The organism is Providencia sp. JUb39, from assembly GCF_012272845.1.
Classification (GTDB): domain Bacteria; phylum Pseudomonadota; class Gammaproteobacteria; order Enterobacterales; family Enterobacteriaceae; genus Providencia; species Providencia lanzhouensis.
The window spans coordinates 3,954,133-3,974,855 of the sequence record NZ_JAAWXD020000001.1 but is presented as its reverse complement, the minus strand read 5'-3'; the positions used below and the strand labels follow the sequence as shown (position 1 = coordinate 3,974,855).

15 protein-coding genes are annotated in these 20,723 nt (G+C 44.1%); 12 read left to right on the top strand and 3 right to left on the bottom strand.

What is annotated here, in order from left to right; genetic code table 11:
- Position 1 precedes the first annotated feature (1 nt).
- The 3 genes from HFU86_RS18430 (at position 2) to ilvA (ending at position 4,420) form a co-directional block, all read left to right on the top strand.
- The gene (locus tag HFU86_RS18430) at positions 2-931 is read left to right on the top strand and encodes a branched-chain amino acid transaminase (RefSeq protein WP_006658220.1); all 930 of its coding nucleotides are present in this window, start codon (positions 2-4) and stop codon (positions 929-931) included.
- A 61-nt stretch (positions 932-992) separates the two neighbouring features.
- Entirely contained in the window at positions 993-2,843 is a 1,851-nt protein-coding gene (gene ilvD / locus HFU86_RS18425; RefSeq protein ID WP_132496293.1) for a dihydroxy-acid dehydratase, read from the top strand.
- A 2-nt stretch (positions 2,844-2,845) separates the two neighbouring features.
- Complete coding sequence (ilvA, locus tag HFU86_RS18420; protein WP_108478775.1) at positions 2,846-4,420, top strand: threonine ammonia-lyase, biosynthetic; 1,575 nt, start codon at positions 2,846-2,848, stop codon at positions 4,418-4,420.
- Here ilvA and ilvY read toward each other — a convergent pair.
- On the bottom strand, positions 4,412-5,308 hold the full coding sequence (gene ilvY / locus HFU86_RS18415; RefSeq protein ID WP_132496295.1) for an HTH-type transcriptional activator IlvY: 897 nt from the start codon (positions 5,306-5,308) through the stop codon (positions 4,412-4,414). The two genes, ilvA and ilvY, sit on opposite strands and share 9 nt — an antisense overlap.
- Positions 5,309-5,496: 188 nt before the next feature.
- On the opposite strand from ilvY, the gene ilvC reads away from it, so the two are divergent.
- Positions 5,497-6,972: a ketol-acid reductoisomerase gene (ilvC, locus tag HFU86_RS18410; protein WP_132496296.1), complete on the top strand. Its 1,476-nt coding sequence runs from the start codon at positions 5,497-5,499 to the stop codon at positions 6,970-6,972.
- Positions 6,973-7,280: 308 nt separating this feature from the next.
- A complete protein-coding gene (gene rep / locus HFU86_RS18405; RefSeq protein WP_108478778.1) occupies positions 7,281-9,308 on the top strand; it encodes a DNA helicase Rep in 2,028 nt (675 codons plus the stop codon).
- A 63-nt stretch (positions 9,309-9,371) separates the two neighbouring features.
- Here rep and gppA read toward each other — a convergent pair whose 3' ends face one another.
- Together gppA and rhlB are read right to left on the bottom strand one after the other, a co-directional pair.
- A complete protein-coding gene (gppA, locus tag HFU86_RS18400; protein WP_132496298.1) occupies positions 9,372-10,874 on the bottom strand; it encodes a guanosine-5'-triphosphate,3'-diphosphate diphosphatase in 1,503 nt (500 codons plus the stop codon).
- 11 nt (positions 10,875-10,885) lie between these two features.
- The gene (rhlB, locus tag HFU86_RS18395) at positions 10,886-12,172 is read right to left on the bottom strand and encodes an ATP-dependent RNA helicase RhlB (protein ID WP_132496299.1); all 1,287 of its coding nucleotides are present in this window, start codon (positions 12,170-12,172) and stop codon (positions 10,886-10,888) included.
- Between the two features lie 117 nt (positions 12,173-12,289).
- Here rhlB and trxA point away from each other — a divergent pair, with 117 nt between their 5' ends.
- The 7 genes from trxA to rffG all read left to right on the top strand — a co-directional run bounded on the left by trxA (position 12,290) and on the right by rffG (position 20,716).
- Positions 12,290-12,616, top strand: coding sequence for a thioredoxin TrxA (gene trxA, locus HFU86_RS18390; protein WP_036948804.1), 327 nt, complete (start codon positions 12,290-12,292; stop codon positions 12,614-12,616).
- 582 nt (positions 12,617-13,198) lie between these two features.
- Positions 13,199-14,458, top strand: coding sequence for a transcription termination factor Rho (rho, locus tag HFU86_RS18385; RefSeq protein WP_004915469.1), 1,260 nt, complete (start codon positions 13,199-13,201; stop codon positions 14,456-14,458).
- 552 nt (positions 14,459-15,010) lie between these two features.
- Positions 15,011-16,078: a UDP-N-acetylglucosamine--undecaprenyl-phosphate N-acetylglucosaminephosphotransferase gene (wecA, locus tag HFU86_RS18380; protein ID WP_132496300.1), complete on the top strand. Its 1,068-nt coding sequence runs from the start codon at positions 15,011-15,013 to the stop codon at positions 16,076-16,078.
- A 29-nt stretch (positions 16,079-16,107) separates the two neighbouring features.
- Positions 16,108-17,166 (top strand): ECA polysaccharide chain length modulation protein, encoded by a 1,059-nt coding sequence (gene wzzE / locus HFU86_RS18375; RefSeq protein WP_108478779.1) that lies wholly within the window; start codon positions 16,108-16,110, stop codon positions 17,164-17,166.
- Positions 17,167-17,262: 96 nt separating this feature from the next.
- Positions 17,263-18,393: a non-hydrolyzing UDP-N-acetylglucosamine 2-epimerase gene (wecB, locus tag HFU86_RS18370; RefSeq protein WP_036948815.1), complete on the top strand. Its 1,131-nt coding sequence runs from the start codon at positions 17,263-17,265 to the stop codon at positions 18,391-18,393.
- Entirely contained in the window at positions 18,390-19,652 is a 1,263-nt protein-coding gene (gene wecC / locus HFU86_RS18365) for a UDP-N-acetyl-D-mannosamine dehydrogenase (protein ID WP_132496301.1), read from the top strand. The genes wecB and wecC overlap by 4 nt, the downstream gene beginning before the upstream one ends.
- Complete coding sequence (rffG, locus tag HFU86_RS18360; protein ID WP_187129792.1) at positions 19,643-20,716, top strand: dTDP-glucose 4,6-dehydratase; 1,074 nt, start codon at positions 19,643-19,645, stop codon at positions 20,714-20,716. Before wecC ends, rffG begins: the two co-directional genes overlap by 10 nt.
- Positions 20,717-20,723 lie beyond the last annotated feature (7 nt).

The window sequence follows — 20,723 nt, the reverse complement described above, 5'->3', positions numbered from 1 at the left end:
AATGACTAAGAAAGCTGACTTTATTTGGTTTAACGGTGAAATGACGCCATGGGCAGATGCTAAAGTTCATGTAATGTCTCACGCTCTGCATTACGGAACTTCCGTATTTGAAGGCGTCCGTTGCTATGATTCACACAAGGGACCTGTGGTTTTCCGCCATCGTGAACACATGCAGCGTTTACATGATTCTGCGAAAATTTACCGTATGCCAGTCAGCTATAGTGTTGATGAGTTAATGGAAGCTTGTCGTGCAACTCTGCGTAAAAATAACTTAGTCAGCGCCTATATTCGTCCATTAGTTTTCATTGGTGATGTGGGCATGGGGGTGAATCCACCAGATGGCTACAGTACTGATGTCATTTTAGCGGCATTCCCATGGGGAGCATATTTAGGTGAAGAGGCATTAGACCAAGGAATTGATGCAATGGTCTCTTCATGGAATCGTGTTGCACCGAATACTATCCCTACTGGCGCAAAAGCAGGTGGTAACTACCTGTCTTCATTACTGGTTGGTAGCGAAGCGCGCCGCCATGGTTACCAAGAAGGTATCGCTCTGGATGTTCATGGTTATCTTTCTGAGGGTGCAGGCGAGAATATCTTTGAAGTGAAAGATGGCATTTTGTATACCCCGCCATTTACGTCATCAGCGTTACCAGGGATCACCCGTGATGCCATTTTGACATTGGCGAAAGATATGGGAATTGAAGTGCGTGAACAAACGCTGTCTCGTGAATCTCTGTACTTAGCGGATGAAGTCTTTATGACAGGAACCGCAGCTGAAATTACACCAGTTCGCAGTGTTGATGGTATCCAAGTAGGTATCGGTCGTTGTGGGCCTGTGACGAAGAAAATTCAGCAAGCATTCTTTGGCTTATTTAACGGTACAACAGAAGACAAATGGGGCTGGTTAGATCCAGTAAACCCTCAATAATTAAATATTAAAAATTACAGGCGGTCGTTCCCCGCCTGTTTTAAAACTCGGGAGTTAAGATATGCCTAAGTACCGTTCAGCAACAACCACGCATGGCCGTAATATGGCAGGAGCGCGAGCATTATGGCGCGCGACAGGTATGACCGATGATGATTTTGGGAAGCCAATTATTGCCGTTGTAAACTCATTTACTCAGTTTGTTCCGGGTCATGTGCACTTACGTGATTTAGGCAAGCTCGTCGCAGAACAAATCGAACAAGCGGGCGGCGTCGCGAAAGAGTTTAACACTATTGCAGTGGATGATGGGATTGCAATGGGACATGGCGGTATGCTGTATTCCTTACCTTCCCGTGAACTGATAGCAGACTCGGTAGAATATATGGTGAATGCGCACTGCGCAGATGCCATGGTATGTATTTCCAACTGTGACAAAATCACCCCAGGTATGTTAATGGCATCCTTGCGCCTGAATATTCCCGTGATTTTTGTTTCCGGTGGACCAATGGAAGCAGGAAAAACCAAGCTTTCAGATCAAATCATCAAACTTGACCTTGTGGATGCGATGATCCAAGGCGCGAATCCCAATGTCAGTGATGAAGATAGTGAAAAAATTGAACGTTCAGCATGCCCAACATGTGGGTCATGCTCAGGGATGTTCACTGCGAATTCAATGAACTGTTTAACCGAAGCATTGGGTCTTTCTCAGCCAGGAAATGGTTCATTACTTGCGACTCACGCTGATCGTAAAACGTTATTTATCAATGCAGGTAAGCGGATTGTTGAGCTGACTAAACGTTATTACGAACAGAATGATGAAAGCGCATTACCGCGTAATATCGCGACAAAGGCTGCATTTGAAAATGCGATGACATTAGATATTGCGATGGGAGGCTCTACAAATACTGTTCTGCATTTACTGGCAGCTGCACAAGAAGCAGAAGTAGATTTCACCATGGATGATATTGACCGCTTATCTCGTCAAGTCCCTCATTTATGTAAAGTTGCACCAAGCACACAAAAATATCATATGGAAGATGTACACCGTGCTGGTGGTGTGATTGGTATTCTTGGGGAGCTGAGCCGTGCAGGTTTATTGCAGGAAGATGTGAAGAATATTCTAGGTCTTTCATTACCAGAAACATTAGCTCAGTACGATGTTATGTTGACGAAGGATGAATCTGTAAGATCTATGTTTTCAGCGGGACCTGCGGGTATTCGTACCACCCAAGCATTTTCTCAAAATTGCCGTTGGCCATCGCTAGATACTGACCGTGAAAATGGTTGTATCCGCAATCTTGAGCATGCTTATAGCTTGGATGGTGGTTTGGCGGTACTTGCTGGCAATATCGCCGAAGATGGCTGTATCGTGAAAACGGCAGGGGTTGATGAAGGTAGCTTAACTTTCCGTGGACCTGCAAAAGTGTTTGAAAGCCAAGATGATGCGGTAGAGGCTATCTTAGGTGGAAAAGTTGTTGCCGGCGATGTTGTTGTTATCCGTTATGAAGGTCCTAAAGGCGGACCAGGTATGCAAGAAATGTTGTACCCAACTTCTTATCTGAAATCGATGGGATTAGGTAAAGATTGTGCACTGATCACCGATGGACGTTTCTCAGGAGGAAGTTCAGGTTTATCAATCGGGCATATCTCTCCTGAAGCGGCAAGTGGCGGGTTACTGGCGTTGGTACAAGATGGGGATATTATCGATATCAATATTCCAAAGCGTACCATGTCCCTAGATGTTAACGACAGTGAGTTAGTAAAACGTCGCGAAGCAGAATTAGCGCGCGGAGATAAAGCCTATACTCCGCGTAATCGTCAGCGTGAGGTTTCTTTCGCTTTGCGTGCTTATGCTTCTTTGGCGACGAGTGCGGATAAAGGTGCTGTACGCGATAAGTCTAAATTAGGAGGCTAATTGTGGCAGCCGCAAAACCATTACCTGCGGCACCGACAGGTGCCGATTATCTCAAGGCGGCGCTTAGTGCGCCTGTTTATGAAGCAGCACAAGTGACGCCGCTACAAGAAATGAGCAAGCTCTCTTCACGTCTGGGTAATACGATTTTAGTCAAACGTGAAGATAGGCAGCCAGTACACAGTTTTAAATTACGTGGCGCTTACGCCATGATTGCGGGCTTGACTGAAGAGCAAAAAGCCAAAGGTGTTGTCACTGCATCCGCGGGGAATCATGCGCAGGGCGTAGCGTTGTCGGCTAATCGTGTCGGAATTAAGGCCAAAATTGTTATGCCAGTGGCAACCGCAGATATCAAAGTGGATGCTGTTCGCAGCTTTGGTGGAGAGGCCATTTTATACGGCGCAAATTTTGATGAAGCTAAAGCTCACGCAATTGAGATGGCAAAACGTGAAGGATATACCTTTGTGCCGCCATTTGATCATCCGTCAGTGATAGCCGGCCAAGCAACTATTGCACTAGAACTCCTTCAGCAGGATGCTCACCTCGACCGTATTTTCGTGCCTGTTGGGGGCGGTGGATTGATTGCAGGCGTTGCTGTATTAATCAAGCAGTTGATGCCTGAAATTAAGATTATCGGTGTAGAAGCTGAAGATGCAGCCTGTCTAAAAGCGGCATTAGAGGCTGGTCATCCTGTTGATCTCCCTCGTGTTGGTTTATTTGCGGAAGGCGTTGCTGTGAAACGCATTGGTGACGAAACCTTTCGCCTATGTCAGCAGTATGTCGATGATGTGATCACCGTAGATAGTGATGCCATTTGTGCGGCACTGAAGGATATTTTTGAAGATGTGAGAGCGATTGCAGAACCGTCGGGGGCGTTAGCGCTGGCGGGACTGAAAAAATATGTTCAGCAACATAACATTAAAGGTGAAAGGCTGGCGCATATTTTGTCAGGTGCAAACATGAACTTCCATGGTTTACGTTATGTCTCCGAGCGTTGCGAATTAGGTGAACAACGAGAAGCGCTGCTTGCGGTGACTATTCCTGAACAGAAAGGTAGTTTTTTGCGATTCTGCCAATTGCTTGGTAACCGCTCAATCACTGAGTTTAATTATCGCTATACAGATGCTGACCCAGAGCGTGCCTGCATTTTTGTGGGTGTTCGCTTAAATGGTGGTGAGCAAGAGCGGCACGACATTATTCAAGGGCTGCAAAATAATGGTTATGAAGTCGCTGATTTATCGGATGATGAAATGGCTAAGTTGCATGTGCGCTATATGATTGGTGGGCGCCCATCGAAGCCATTGGATGAAAAGCTGTATAGTTTTGAGTTTCCTGAATCTCCAGGGGCGTTATTGAAATTCTTAGAAACACTAGGAACTCACTGGAATATCACGCTATTTCATTATCGTAGTCATGGAACGGACTATGGGCGAGTGCTGGCGGCCTTTGAGCTTTCGGGTCCAGAAGTACGCTTTGATCGCCACCTTGATGCGCTAGGGTATGAATATCATGATGAAACAGGGAATCCATCCTTCCGTTTCTTTTTAGCGCCTCAAGATAGCAGAAAAACATTAGATTGAGTGTTCTGGGAGCAATTCCCAGAATGCTTTAATTAATGGTTCACTCAGGCGTTTGCTGAGCAGGCAAACGCCAAGTTCAAACGGTTCGACCATCGAAATATTATCGAGTTGAGATACACGGCTACGAACAGGCTCGGGGCTATTATCGACGACGACACTCGGTATTAATGCAATACCGCAGCCCAATGCCACCATAGAAACAATAGCTTCATGACCTGAAACAGTCGCGTAAATCACAGGGTTATGGATACGATGACGTTTAAACCATAATTCAATACGTTTACGAGAAGGTCCATGTTCAGGAAGAATGAAAGGCACTGTAGACCAATCAGGCTCCTTTTCTGTCACCATACTCCGTACCGCACAAGGCAGTGATGGGGCAATAAGCACTAGGGGAATTTCCCCAATTTTGGCGAATCGCACGTTATCTGGCAATTTTTCAGGTTTACCTGCGATACCTAAATCAGCTTCTTTGGTTTCGACTTTTTCAACGGCATCTGCGGCATCGCCCGTAGTGAGTTTTATTTCAACGAGCGGATGCAAAGCACGAAATTTATCAAGTACTTGAGGTAAATGACTATAAGCGGCGGTGACTGAGCAAAATAGGCGTAATTCACCGCTTAATGATGGACTTTGCTGATTGAGAGCATGTTTTAGTTGCTGATATTGCAGCAACGTTTGCTGGGCAAATTGCTTGAGATGCTCACCCGCTTGGGTCAGTTTCACCGAGCGGTTATCACGGATAAACAGAGGATGACCCAATTGATCTTCTAAACGCTGAATTTGTCTTGATAGTGTGGATGGGCTGACATGCATGGCTTTTGACGTGCGACCAAAGTGGCAGCTTTCTGCTAAGTGCAAAAACAGTTGTAGATCACGAATATCCATTTTGCCCTCTGATGATACCTTGATTATCGTTGCAAATATTGCAACATTATATTGTTAATATATCAATTTAAGCAATGCTCATCATCGCATATAGTAAATCCATAACTGCTCAATAATGAGCAACAGGTAACGACGTTGCCTGATAATACGAACACAACAGAACACTGACCGAATAATGGAGTAAGACCATGGCGAATTATTTTAATACATTGAATTTACGTGAGCAGTTAGCGCAATTAGGCAAGTGTCGTTTCATGAAGCGCGAAGAATTTGCGGATGAAGCTGGCTATCTGAAAGGTAAAAAAATCGTCATCGTCGGTTGTGGTGCTCAAGGTCTGAACCAAGGTTTGAACATGCGCGATTCTGGCTTAGATATCGCTTATGCGCTGCGTCCAGAAGCAATCAACGAGAAACGTGCATCATGGCGTAAGGCGACAGAAAATGGTTTCAAAGTTGGGACTTATGAAGAACTGATCCCTGAAGCAGATTTAGTTGTTAACTTAACGCCAGACAAACAACACTCCACTGTTGTTCGTGCTGTTCAGCCAATGATGAAACAAGGCGCTGCGCTGGGTTATTCTCATGGTTTTAACATCGTTGAAGTGGGTGAAGAAATCCGTAAAGACATCACTGTTGTGATGGTTGCACCAAAATGCCCAGGTACCGAAGTTCGTGAAGAATATAAGCGTGGTTTCGGTGTTCCAACATTGATCGCAGTTCACCCTGAAAATGACCCGAAAGGCGAGGGGATGGCAATTGCGAAAGCATGGGCAGCAGCGACTGGCGGCCATCGTGCGGGTGTTTTGGAATCCTCTTTCGTTGCTGAAGTTAAGTCTGACTTAATGGGCGAGCAAACTATTCTGTGCGGTATGTTGCAAGCTGGTGCGTTACTGAGCTATGACAAAATGGTTGCTGATGGCGTAGAGCCAGGCTATGCAGGGAAATTAATTCAGTTTGGCTGGGAAACAATCACTGAGGCACTGAAGCAGGGCGGCATCACCCTGATGATGGATCGCTTATCTAACCCAGCGAAAATCCGTGCTTATGCATTATCAGAGCAACTGAAAACCATTTTAGCGCCACTGTTCCAAAAACATATGGATGACATTATTTCTGGCGAGTTTTCATCAACAATGATGGCTGACTGGGCGAATAATGATAAAAACTTGCTGACATGGCGTGAAGAGACTGGTAAATCATCTTTTGAAAACTACCCAGAATTTGCAGGTAAAATCGCAGAGCAAGAATATTTCGACCACGGCGTTCTGTTAGTTGCGATGGTTAAAGCGGGTGTTGAGTTAGCGTTTGATACCATGTTAGAAGCGGGTATCTTAGAAGAGTCAGCATACTATGAATCGCTGCATGAGTTGCCACTGATTGCTAACACAATCGCACGTAAGCGTTTATATGAAATGAACGTCGTTATCTCTGATACTGCAGAGTACGGTAACTATCTGTTCTCATTCGCAGCAGTTCCAATGCTGAAAGAGTTTATGACCAAGTTACAAGCGGGTGATTTAGCAAAACCAGTTGCAGATAATGGTACCGATAACGCGCAATTGCGTGATATCAACGAAGCTATTCGTAATCATCCTATCGAGAAGATCGGTAAGACTTTACGGGGGTATATGACGGATATGAAGAAAATTTCTAGCGCACAATAATTCCTCGTCATCCTTCGTACTATAGGTGCGTTGGCTTCACTAAACTACCCTAGTCACATACTTTTGTATGCTCCTAGGGATAGTTTTGTTTGCCGCCTTCCTCTAGTACAAATGATTTAGAGGAAGCCAACTGTGATTATTTTAAGTATAAAATTGAAGTCGTGCCATTTTATGGTGCGGCTTTTTTGCTTCTATAATCTTAATTACTTTAGATTGTCGACTATTAGCTCAGTTATTTTTCTGTGAGGTTTGGTTTCTGCTACAATTCGGGCTGCATCTTTTAGCATTAGAGAGTGACGTAAAAAACCATGCGATTAAATCCTAGCCAGCAACAGGCAGTTGAATATGTAGATGGCCCGTGCCTTGTTTTGGCAGGGGCAGGCTCAGGTAAAACACGGGTTATTACCAATAAAATTGCGCATTTGATCCGCCATTGTGGCTATCAACCTCGGCAAATTGCGGCGGTGACATTTACCAATAAAGCCGCGCGCGAAATGAAAGAGCGTGTGGGGCAAACATTAGGTAAAAAAGAAGCCCGTGGGTTAATTATTTCCACATTCCATACTTTGGGACTGGAAATTATCAAACGTGAATATAAGGCGCTAGGGATCAAAGCCAATTTTTCTTTGTTTGATGACCAAGACCAAATGGCATTACTGAAAGAACTCACGTTTGATTTGCTTGAAGAAGATAAAGATCTTCTCCAACAATTGATCTCTGCGATCTCAAATTGGAAAAACGATCTTATCTCTCCTCAGCAAGTGGTTGGGCAAGCGAGAACGGAAAAAGAGCACCATTTTGCTGAATGCTATCGCCGCTATGAGCTACATTTAAAAAGTTGTAATGTCTTGGATTTTGATGACTTAATCAGCAAACCAACATTGCTGCTGTATCATAATGAAGAAGTTAGGGAGCGCTGGCAGCAAAAAATCCGTTATTTGCTGGTGGATGAATACCAAGATACGAACACCAGCCAGTATCAGTTAGTGAAATTACTGGTGGGTAGCCGTGCCCGCTTTACCGTCGTTGGCGATGATGATCAATCTATTTACTCTTGGCGTGGCGCAAGACCGCAAAACTTAGTATTACTCAGCCAAGATTTTCCAAAGCTGAATGTGATTAAATTGGAGCAAAATTACCGCTCATCAGGTCGTATTTTGAAAGCCGCCAATATTTTGATTGCCAATAACCCCCATGTCTTCGAGAAAAAATTATTTTCTGAATTGGGCTTCGGGGCGCCATTAAAGGTGCTGACAGCAAATAATGAAGACCATGAAGCGGAACGCGTGATTGGTGAATTAATTGCTCACCACTTTATTAATAAAACCCAATATAAAGACTATGCGATTTTGTATCGCGGCAATCATCAGTCGCGTATTTTTGAAAAAATGCTGATGCAAAACCGCATTCCTTACCGAATTTCAGGTGGAACATCATTTTTCTCGCGTCCGGAAATTAAAGATCTTTTAGCTTATTTGCGAGTGCTGACTAACCCTGAAGATGACAGCGCTTTTTTGCGCATTGTGAATACGCCGCGCCGAGAAATTGGTCCTAAAACTATCCAAAAATTGGGCGAATGGGCGAATCAACGAGGCAAAAGCTTATATCACGCCAGCTTTGATTTAGGTCTGGAACAGACTTTAACAGGGAAAGGGTTGGAAGCGTTGCAACGTTTCACTCATTGGATGGAAGGGATAGTCCGAATTTCGGAGCGTGAGCCGTTGATAGCGGTACGTGATCTTTTACGGGAAATGGATTACGAAAGCTGGTTGTACGAAACCTCTGCCAGTACCAAAGCCGCCGAAATGCGAATGAAAAACGTCAATCAATTGTTTACATGGATGAGCGAAATGATTGAAGGGGATGAGCTGAATGACCCAATGACGCTCAATCAGGTTGTCACTCGTTTTACATTGCGCGATATGATGGAACGTGGGGAAGATGATGAAGATTCAGATCAGGTTCAGTTGATGACATTGCATGCATCTAAAGGTCTTGAATTTCCTTATGTTTTCTTAGTTGGAATGGAAGAGGGATTATTACCTCATCAAAGTAGTATCGATGAAAATAATATTGATGAAGAGCGTCGACTGGCTTACGTGGGTATTACGCGAGCACAGCGAGAGTTATTCTTTACTCATAGCCGTGAGCGTCGCCAATACGGTGAACTGATCCGCCCTGAACTGAGCCGCTTTTTGATGGAATTACCGCAAGATGATTTGGTGTGGGAGCAGCAACGAAAAGTGGTTACTGCCGAAGAGCGAATGCAAAAAGGGCAGTCCGCTTTAGCGGATATCAAGGCACGCTTAGGATTAAATAAGAAAACTGATCAGTAGCGAAAGGGTCTAAGAGAGTTCCCACGACGGGTGGGAGCCTCTCATCACCAATCTAGAACGATATCAATTGGAGCTATTACGCTCTTCTAAGGTCAATTGCCAATTCACATACCCTTGCCACTGAATCTCTTGCTGTAAATTTTCAGCTCGTAAAGGGTGCTCTTCAAGCCAGCGGTACGGCAATGCGATGGTTAAATCCTGTCCATTAGCATTAAGGCGCAATGCTGGTAATGTATCATCACGTCTACGGCTGGCGAAAATAATGGCTAGTCGTAATAAACGGCATAATGCGTAAGTTTGCTGAATGGGTAGTGCATTTTGTTGGCTCAGGGAAGCGAGATCGATTTGACCTTGCTGGTTTTTGAGAAGAACAGCGAGAAAACGTTTTTGCGCGGGAGTGAAGCCTGGTAAATCAAGGTGAGTGATTAAATAGCTGGCGTGCTCTGGACCTTTGCGAAAATCAACACTCAGCCCAATTTCATGTAATGCACAAGCGCTGGATAACAAATCACGGCAACGGCTATCTAATTCCCACTCTTTGGCCACTTGCAGGTAGAAATGTTCAGCAAGCTGACGTACGCGGTTAGCTTGCTCAATATCCACAAGGAAGCGTCGCTGAATATTGCGTAGCGTGCGTGCGCGAATATCTTGCTCAATAGGCAGTTCAAGCATGCCGTACACTAAGCCTTCGCGAAGAGCGCCGCCGGCTAATGTCATATTTTCGATATTCAGTGCTTTGAAAATCGCGATCAGAATCGATAAGCCACTCGGGAAAACGAGGGCACGTTCAAACGTGAGACCCTCGATTTCAAGCTCTTCTAATTTATGGCACTGGATAGCTTTGTGCTTCAGTTGCTGTAATTTACTCAGGGTGATGAGTTCATCCATCCCTTGAGCAATCATAATTTCCTGAATCGCCTGTACAGTGCCTGATGCGCCGACACAAATTTTCCACCCGTGATTTTTAAGGGCATCTGCGATAGGCGCAATGACATGTTGAGCAGCCGCTTCGGCTTGAGCAAAGTTTTCTTCTGTTAGCGTTCTGTCGCTAAAGTAGCGTTCAAGCCAAGTCACACAACCCATTTCGAGGCTATAAAGTAACTGAGCTTTAGCGCCTGTACCGGTGACAAGTTCGGTGCTGCCGCCCCCGATGTCAACCACTAAGCGTTGCTCTGGGCCGCCGGTTGTATGGGCGACGCCTTGATAAATCAAGCGAGCCTCTTCTTCTCCTTGGATCACTTTCACGGGATTTCCGAGGATCTGGCTGGCTTTCTCAATAAAAACATCGGCATTTTTGGCAAGGCGCAATGTCGCGGTTGCCACAACTCGAATTTGCGAGTTAGGAATATCTTGCAGATGTTCTGAGAAGAGACGCAGGCATTGCCAGCCTCGCTCCATGGCTTGCTCAGATAAAACATTATCTTTATCTAAACCCGCAGCCAGGCGAACTTTCCGTTTAACCCGAGAAATAATCTGAATGCTACCTGCGGTCTCGCGAACAACCAGCATATGAAAGCTGTTGGAACCCAAATCGATAGCTGCATACAGAGAAGAAGATTTCAGCATAGGGTATTTACTCAGCCTGCACGTTTATGGTTATTACGTGGGCCATTATGGCGACGCGGCGCATTAGAATTGCGGCGTGGACCACTTGGGCGCGGACGATGACGGCGTTTTGGTGCCGGCAGGTCGCTCAGCAGTGCATCACTGTTATATTTACTGACAGGGATGGAGTGCTGAATATACTCTTCGATAGCAGGTAAGTTTAATGCGTATTCTTCACACGCTAAGCTGATAGAATTTCCGCTTTCACCCGCACGACCTGTACGTCCAATACGGTGTACATAGTCTTCGCAATCGTCAGGTAAATCATAGTTAAATACATGAGTTACTGATGGTATATGTAATCCACGAGCGGCAACGTCAGTCGCAACCAAGATATCAATTTGACCTTGAGTGAACTGCTCTAAAATGCGCAGACGTTTTTTCTGTGCAACATCGCCAGTCAATAAACCGACGCGGTGACCATCAGCAGCAAGGTGAGCCCAGATATCATCACAACGATGTTTCGTATTTGCGAAAATAATGCAACGCTCAGGCCACTCTTCTTCGAGTAGCGTTTGCAGCAGGCGCATTTTTTCTTCGTTGGATGGATAAAATAACTCTTCTTTAATACGGTGACCGGTTTTTTGTAGTGGTTCAACTTCCACATATTCCGGGCTGTTCATTTGTTCGAACGCTAATTCTCTAACACGGTAAGAGAGCGTCGCGGAGAACAGCAAGTTGAGTCTGTCCGCTGCGCCAGGCATACGGCGGAATAGCCAACGAATATCTTTAATAAAACCGAGGTCATACATACGGTCAGCTTCATCCAAAACAACAACTTGGATAGCCGCTAAATCAATGTGACCTTGTTTTGCGTAATCAATAAGGCGACCCGTTGTTCCAATAAGGATATCAACGCCGTTTTGTAGTACGCGTAATTGTTCGTCATAGCCATCACCACCATAGGCTAGACCCATTTTCAAACCAGTGTAATCAGCTAGCTCTTTAGCATCGGAGTAGATCTGTACGGCTAATTCGCGAGTCGGAGCCATAATCAGCGCACGTGGCTGATTGGTTTTTTTCCCCTCAATTGCCGGGTGAGTTAAGAGAAAATGAAATGTAGACGTTAGGAATGCTAACGTTTTACCTGTACCTGTTTGTGCTTGCCCCGCAACATCTTTGCCTTCGACAGTATAAGGCAGGGTAGACGCCTGAATAGGCGTGCAAAAGTTGAAGCCTTTTTTATTAAGTGCTTCAATGACTTTTGGGTGCAATGCGAAGTCGGAAAACTTCTTTTCTGTCAAGTGTGCTTTACTCATAGTATGTTAGAATATCAGTTATCGGTTGGTTTACGAAAGCGTATCTTTTGAAATAAAGCATACTGCTGCCAATTAATGTTACACTATGTCTGTAAAAATGATCCTTTGGAGTACAACATGAGCGACAAAATTAAACATATTACTGATGCAAGTTTTGAGTCAGACGTTCTAAATGCAAGTTCACCTGTTTTAGTCGACTTCTGGGCTGCATGGTGTGGACCTTGTAAAATGATCGCGCCAATCCTTGATGAAGTTGCTGAAGAATATACAGGCAAAGTGACTATCGCAAAACTGAATATTGATGATAATCCAGCGACTGCCCCAAAATTTGGTATTCGCGGTATCCCTACACTGTTATTATTCAAAAACGGCAGTGTAGCTGCAACTAAAGTTGGTGCTTTATCTAAAACCCAACTGAAAGAATTTCTAGACGAAAATCTGTAAGTTATAGCTTTATATAAGCCAAAACGTTTAGCGGCGTATTTATTTTATATAGAGAGTCGCTAGACGTCCCCATTTAAGCATGATAAGTTATCCGCATTCCTCATAGAGTACCCGTAAGAATTACCTTGTTTGCCTTTGCTCTTTTCTGAAACGTCTAGCTTGCAGTTCTGTTCAATGCCAATTTTAGTTACTGATTATTAATATAAAGTTGATAATTCATGGTTGTATCACTGTGGCTTAAGTCTTGAGTAAAATAAATGGGCTGTATTAGGGATAAGATGTTGTCCTAAAATGTATAAAAAACTATTGCTAATATTGATTACGTTTCTAATAATATGCGGCATGTCATCTTGATGATTATAACGCTTTCGTTAGTCACAACACCTTCACAGCAATATTAGTTGTAGCTAGCACAAATTTTAATGCATTGTTGTTGGTTATGAGTCCATATCTATCAACAGGGCACTATAAAGTTAAACTGGCGCTTCATAGGTTCACTATACTAAATAGGTTCACTATAAAAGTTGCCTCCAATTTACGTTCATAGTTCGAGAAATACCCCGAGTTAAAGAACCCACCATTATGAATCTTACCGAATTAAAAAATACGCCAGTATCAGAACTGATTACGTTAGGCGAAAACATGGGGCTAGAGAACTTAGCCCGTATGAGAAAGCAGGATATTATTTTCTCAATTTTGAAGCAGCATGCTAAAAGTGGAGAAGATATTTTCGGCGATGGCGTACTGGAAATATTGCAGGATGGATTTGGTTTCCTCCGTTCAGCAGACAGTTCTTACCTCGCAGGCCCTGATGATATCTATGTTTCCCCTAGCCAAATTCGCCGCTTTAACCTACGCACCGGCGACACCATTTCAGGAAAAATTCGTCCCCCGAAAGAAGGTGAACGTTATTTTGCACTCTTGAAAGTTAACGAAGTTAACTTTGACAAACCTGAAAACGCCCGCAGCAAAATCCTTTTTGAAAACTTAACCCCATTACATGCCAATAATCGTCTGCGCATGGAGCGTGGTAACGGTTCTACTGAAGATTTAACCGCGCGTGTATTGGACTTAGCCGCACCTATCGGCCGTGGACAGCGTGGTTTGATCGTTGCACCTCCGAAAGCGGGTAAAACCATGTTACTGCAAAATATTGCGGCTAACATTGCCCACAACTATCCTGACTGCGTATTGATGGTTCTGCTGATCGATGAGCGTCCAGAAGAAGTTACTGAGATGCAACGCTTAGTTAAAGGTGAAGTGATCGCTTCAACATTTGATGAGCCAGCTGCACGTCACGTTCAAGTTGCTGAAATGGTTATCGAGAAAGCGAAACGTCTGGTTGAGCATAAAAAAGACGTTATCATTTTACTGGATTCTATTACTCGTCTTGCTCGTGCATACAACACCGTCGTACCTTCTTCAGGTAAAGTATTGACTGGTGGTGTGGATGCAAACGCATTACATCGTCCAAAACGTTTCTTCGGTGCTGCTCGTAACGTCGAAGAAGGCGGAAGCTTGACTATCATCGCAACCGCGTTGGTTGATACCGGTTCAAAAATGGATGAAGTAATTTACGAAGAATTTAAAGGAACAGGTAACATGGAATTACACCTGTCCCGTAAAATTGCTGAAAAACGTGTTTTCCCTGCGATTGATTACAACCGCTCTGGTACACGTAAAGAAGAGCTGCTCACCTCTCAAGATGAACTGCAAAAAATGTGGATTCTGCGTAAGATTATTCACCCAATGGGCGAAATCGATGCAATGGAATTCCTTATCAGCAAATTAGCTATGACTAAGACTAACGAAGAGTTCTTTGATTTTATGAAAAGAGCATAGTCTCGTTAGGATTATGAGTATAGAAATAGGCGCTCTAATTAGAGCGCCTATTTTTTTTATCAATGAACTGTGAGTATTCACAAAACAATAGTCTTTATTATTTATCAACATGAGCATGAGTTACTTTATTTATGTGTAAAATAAAATAATTAACGGATACTAGCTTATTCACTAGAAGATGGTATTTTCTACATTAATTTTTATACTTAAGTAGAACCAATGGCTGATGTTTACTCGTTTAGATGGAAACAATCATAAATCATGGTTAACAAATCTGAGATTGTGTTTTATGGCATGCATCTTGCTTTATTAAAGGATAAAATCTTTAGGTTAAATTTGTCACACAAAACTGTTTATTTATGCTGAATTTGAGCTGTATGTTTTTTTCGGCATGTTTTGTGCATGTTAAAAACAAGAAAAATGTGTTTTAGCGTACGATTGATTTTTGTTCGAATACTGTGTGATGGACTTCTATCACAGCAACCAAAAGTTTTAGTGTTTAAAAGTTAGATAGAAATATAAGAGAGTAGAACAGTGGATAGCACACACTTTATGAGTAATCTCTTCTATGTCTTTTTGTTTACCTTAGCCTTTATTTTTGTCGCGCGTATCGTAGCTAAAAAAATTGGCTTGGTTGATAAACCGAATTTCAGGAAGAAACACGTAGGATTGGTTCCGCTGGTTGGGGGGATCTCTGTTTTCTTTGGCGTTTGCTTCGCGTTTATGATCACAGAAGAATATATTCCCCATAAGTGGCTATATATTGCTTGTGCGGGGCTCTTAGTGTTCGTTGGTGCACTAGATGATAGGTTTGACATCAGTGTGAAGTTACGTGCTGGAGTTCAAGCGATTGTCGCCGTGGTAATGATGACTGCGGGTGGGCTGTCACTGGAATCTCTAGGCCATGCATTTGGTCCTTGGGAACTGGTACTTGGGCCATTTGGTTATATAGTCACCTTATTTGCCGTTTGGGCTGCGATCAATGCCTTCAACATGGTTGATGGTATTGATGGCCTGTTAGGCGGCTTGTCCTCGGTTTCCTTTGGTGCCCTTGGTTTCTTACTGTATCAAAATGGTAACTATGCGTTAGCGTTTTGGTGTTTTGCGTTTATAGCGGCTATCCTTCCTTATATCCTCATGAATATGGGTGTTTTAGGGCGTCGCTTTAAAGTGTTCATGGGTGATGCGGGAAGTACGTTGATTGGTTTTACCATTATTTGGATCTTGGTAGCATCAACACAAGAAGACGTTCATCCAATCAACCCAGTGACTGCATTATGGATTATTGCTATCCCGCTTATGGATATGGTGGCAATTATGTACCGCCGTATTCGTAAAGGTATGAGTCCATTTTCACCGGATCGTCAGCATATTCATCACTTGATTATGCGCTCAGGTTTTACCCCGAAAGGGGCATTTGTAATCATCACATTGGCTGCGGCAATTCTTGCGTGTATTGGTATTATTGGCGAGCGCCTTTCATTCGTTCCTGAATGGGTAATGTTGGCATTATTTTTGCTTGTATTTATGATGTATGGTTACTGCATCAAGCGAGCATGGAAAGTCGCCCGTTTTATCAAACGAATTAGACGTCGTGCGCGTAAGAGTGCGGTCCGGTAACGACAAACGAACTATAGAGGTTCTGTGCAGTGAATAACTCAGAAACGCAACCTAATCAACATCAAACCTCGCTTGAAGCGGAGTTAGATATTCGTGATTTATGCCGCTCACTGTGGCAGGGTAAAATTTGGATCGTCGCATGTGCAGTGATTTTTGCTGCGATTGCACTGGGAGCGTCCTATTTTATGCAGCCGAAGTGGAGCACAACGGCTATCACGGATTTACCAACTGTGAACAATCTGGGAAGTTATTATTCTCAGCAACAGTTTCTGCGCAACCTTGATTCTCGTATTAATGCGGTGGGGCAAGAAGGGCAATTACCAACGATTGCCAAAGAAGCTTATGAAGAATTTACCAAACAACTTGGTTCTTACGATACTCGCCGCCAATTTTGGTTAGGTACTGAGTATTATAAACAGCGTTTGGAGAATGACCCGAAAGCGGATGCGGCATTGTTGGATGAGCTAATCAACAATATCGAATATACGCCAGCTGATGCACTTAAAAACCCAACAGATAGCGTGAAGTTAGTGGCTGAGACAGCAACAGACAGCAACCAACTCTTACGTGAATATATTGAGTTTGCTAATCAACGCGCAACCACAAATTTGAATGATGAATTGAAAGGGACGTGGGCAACCAAAACCCAATCAATGAAAGCGTTAGTTAAACGTGAAGCGATGGTCGCAACGGCAGCGTATGATCGTCGTCTAAATAGCCTTGAACAAGCCCTAAAAGTAGCGGAAAAACAAGGCATTTTACGTAATCAAACGACCGCGCCAGTGGATGAAATTCCCGACTCAAAAATGTTTATGTTAGGAGTTCCATTACTGCAAGCTCAAATTGAGACATTAAAAGCAACGGGCCCAGATTTTGACACGGATTATGATCAAAATGTGGCGATGTTATCGACGCTGAATGTTGAGCCTGTTCTTCAAGATAATTTCCATGCGTATCGTTATCTGCGAACGCCTGAAGATCCAATCAAACGCGATAGTCCGCGCAGAGCATTTATTGCTGTTCTGTGGGGTGCAATTGGTATGTTAGTAGGTGCCGGAGTGGTACTGTCTCGCCGTCGCCCATCGTAATGTCATATTCGCCACCGGCGGCAAGGTCGGTGGCGAAATAGCATCATTAAAACTAAAGAAAGCAGTAAACTGCGAAGAAAATATAAGAGAGTCACTGTGAAAGTATTGACTGTATTCGGCACACGGCCTGAAGCCATTAAAATGGCTCCATTGGTTCATGCTCTTGCTGATGATGCAGACTTTGAAGCGAAAGTGTGTGTCACTGCTCAGCACCGTGAAATGCTAGATCAAGTACTGAACTTATTTGAGATCACGCCTGATTATGATCTCAACATTATGAAACCAGGTCAGGATTTAACCGATATTACTTGCCGTATTCTGGAAGGATTAAAGGCAGTATTTGCGGATTTCCAACCCGATGTTGTCCTTGTTCATGGCGATACCGCCACAACAATGGCAACCAGTCTTGCGGCATTCTACCATCGCATCCCCGTTGGGCATGTTGAAGCTGGACTGCGTACAGGGAACCTCTACTCTCCATGGCCAGAAGAAGGTAACCGTAAAATTGCGGGGCACCTTGCTCAGTACCATTTTGCGCCTACAGAAAATTCGCGCCAAAACTTACTCAACGAATCCATTCCCGATAGCCATATTTTTGTGACTGGTAATACGGTCATTGATGCGCTGTTGTGGGTCAAAGAGAAGGTAATGGGTAACCAAAACATGATGGCTGAATTAGCCGGAAATTACCCATTTATCGATCCAAATAAAAAAATGTTGCTTGTAACGGGTCACCGCCGTGAAAGTTTTGGTGGTGGTTTTGAGCGCATTTGCCATGCATTAGCGGATATCGCTCAAACTCACCCTGATGTTCAAGTGGTTTACCCTGTTCACTTAAACCCGAATGTGAGCGAGCCTGTAAAACGTATTTTGCATGGTATTGATAATATTATCTTAATTAGTCCTCAAGAATATTTGCCGTTCGTCTATTTGATGAACCATGCGTATCTGATTTTAACGGATTCCGGCGGTATTCAAGAAGAAGCGCCATCTTTAGGCAAGCCTGTTTTAGTTATGAGAGATACCACTGAACGCCCTGAAGCTGTTGATGCAGGGACAGTCCGTTTAGTGGGTACAGATACAAAAACCATTGTAAATGAAGTTAATCGGTTACTGACAGATGAAGCGGAATATCACGAAATGAGCCGCGCACATAACCCGTATGGTGATGGTCATGCTTGTCAGCGTATTCTTGCAGCATTAAAAAGCAATCAGGTGAAATTATGAGTTTTGAAACTATTTCTGTTATCGGCCTCGGTTATATCGGTTTACCAACAGCGGCAGCCTTCGCATCTCGTAAGAAGCAGGTTGTCGGCGTAGATGTCAACCAGCATGCTGTTGACACTATCAATCAAGGTAAAATCCATATTGTGGAACCTGAGCTGGACGTTGTGGTGAAAAAAGCAGTTGAAGAAGGTCACTTAAAAGCCTTCACCAAGCCACAAGCCGCAGACGCATTCCTGATTGCTGTTCCGACACCATTCAAAGGTGAACACGAGCCTGATTTGGTGTACGTGAAAGCGGCAGCTGAATCTATCGCTCCAGTCCTGAAAAAAGGTGATTTAGTGATTCTGGAGTCCACGTCTCCAGTAGGTACGACTGAGCAAATGGCACAGTGGTTAGCAGCAGCTCGCCCTGATTTGACCTTCCCTCACCAAGCTGGTGAAGAAGCAGATATCGACGTGGCATATTGCCCTGAACGCGTACTGCCAGGCCAAGTGATGGTTGAACTGATCAAAAACGACCGTGTTGTAGGCGGGATGACACCTAAATCTTCACTGCGTGCTAGCGAACTGTACAACATCTTCTTAGAAGGTGAGTGTGTAATCACTAACTCAAGAACAGCTGAAATGTGTAAGTTAACGGAAAACAGCTTCCGTGACGTCAATATCGCATTTGCTAACGAATTATCGCTGATTTGTGCAGACCAAGATATCAATGTTTGGGAACTGATTAGCCTTGCAAACCGTCACCCTCGCGTGAACATTTTGCAACCGGGCCCAGGCGTTGGTGGTCACTGTATCGCAGTAGACCCATGGTTTATCGTGGCACAAAGCCCAAAACAATCTCGTTTAATCCACACTGCGCGTTTAGTTAACGATGGCAAGCCAATCTGGGTTGTTGATCAAGTGAAAGCCGCAGTGGCTGATTGCTTAGTGGAAACTGGCAAAAAAGCGAATGAAATCAAAATCGCATGTTTCGGTTTATCGTTCAAACCAAACATCGATGACCTGCGTGAGAGCCCAGCAATGCATATCACCAAAATGGTTGCGAACTGGAACCCAGGTAAAACATTTGCGGTTGAACCACATATTCACGAATTACCAACTGCACTGAAAGGTATTGCGGAGCTGGTTTCTATTGAAACTGCTGTGAGCGAAGCGGATGTGATCCTGATGTTAGTCGACCATAACCTGTTTAAAGGTATCCAAGGTTCTGCTATCCCACAAAAATGGGTTGTGGATACAAAAGGAGTATGGCGTTGAAACGTATTTTAATTACAGGTGGAGCCGGCTTTATCGGCTCTGCTGTTGTTCGTCATGTGATTGAAAACACAAAAGATCACGCGATTGTGGTTGACTGTTTAACCTACGCGGGTAATTTGGAATCATTAGCGGAAGTCGCCAATAGCGAGCGCTACGCTTTTGAACAAGTGAACATTTGTGACCGTGCCGCATTGGATAAAGTGTTTGCTGAACACAAGCCTGATGTTGTGATGCATTTAGCGGCAGAAAGCCACGTTGACCGCTCAATTGATGGTCCAGCGGCGTTTATCGAAACCAACATTGTGGGTACTTACACACTGTTAGAAGCAGCGCGTCATTACTGGTCTGCACTCGAAGATAGTAAAAAAGTGGCTTTCCGTTTCCATCACATTTCAACCGATGAAGTGTATGGCGACTTGGAAGGTCCAGATGGCTTCTTTACGGAAACTACACCGTATGCACCAAGCAGCCCATATTCAGCCTCAAAAGCGTCTAGCGACCACTTAGTGCGTGCGTGGCAGAGAACTTATGGTTTACCGACCATGATCACCAACTGCTCAAATAACTATGGTCCTTATCACTTCCCTGAGAAGTTAATCCCATTGATTATTTTGAATGCGATTTCCGGCAAGCCGCTGCCAGTGTATGGCAAAGGTGAGCAAATTCGCGACTGGCTGTTTGTGGAAGACCATGCCCGTGCGCTGCATTTAGTGGCCACTCAAGCACAGCCAGGTTCAACCTACAATATTGGTGGTCATAACGAGCGTCGTAATATTCAAGTGGTTGAAACAATTTGTGAATTACTTGAAGAACTGCACCCGCAGAAACCTCAAGGGGTTGCTCATTACCGCGACTTAATCACGTATGTGAAAGATCGTCCTGGTCACGATATGCGCTACGCCATTGACGCCGATAAAATTGAGCGTGAATTAGGCTGGACACCTGAAGAGACGTTTGAATCCGGGATCCGTAAAACGGTTCTGTGGTATTTAAACAACGAAACTTGGTGGCGTCGTGTGCAAGATGGCTCCTATGCCGGTGAACGTCTGGGCTTAGGCAGCTAGGAGGCAA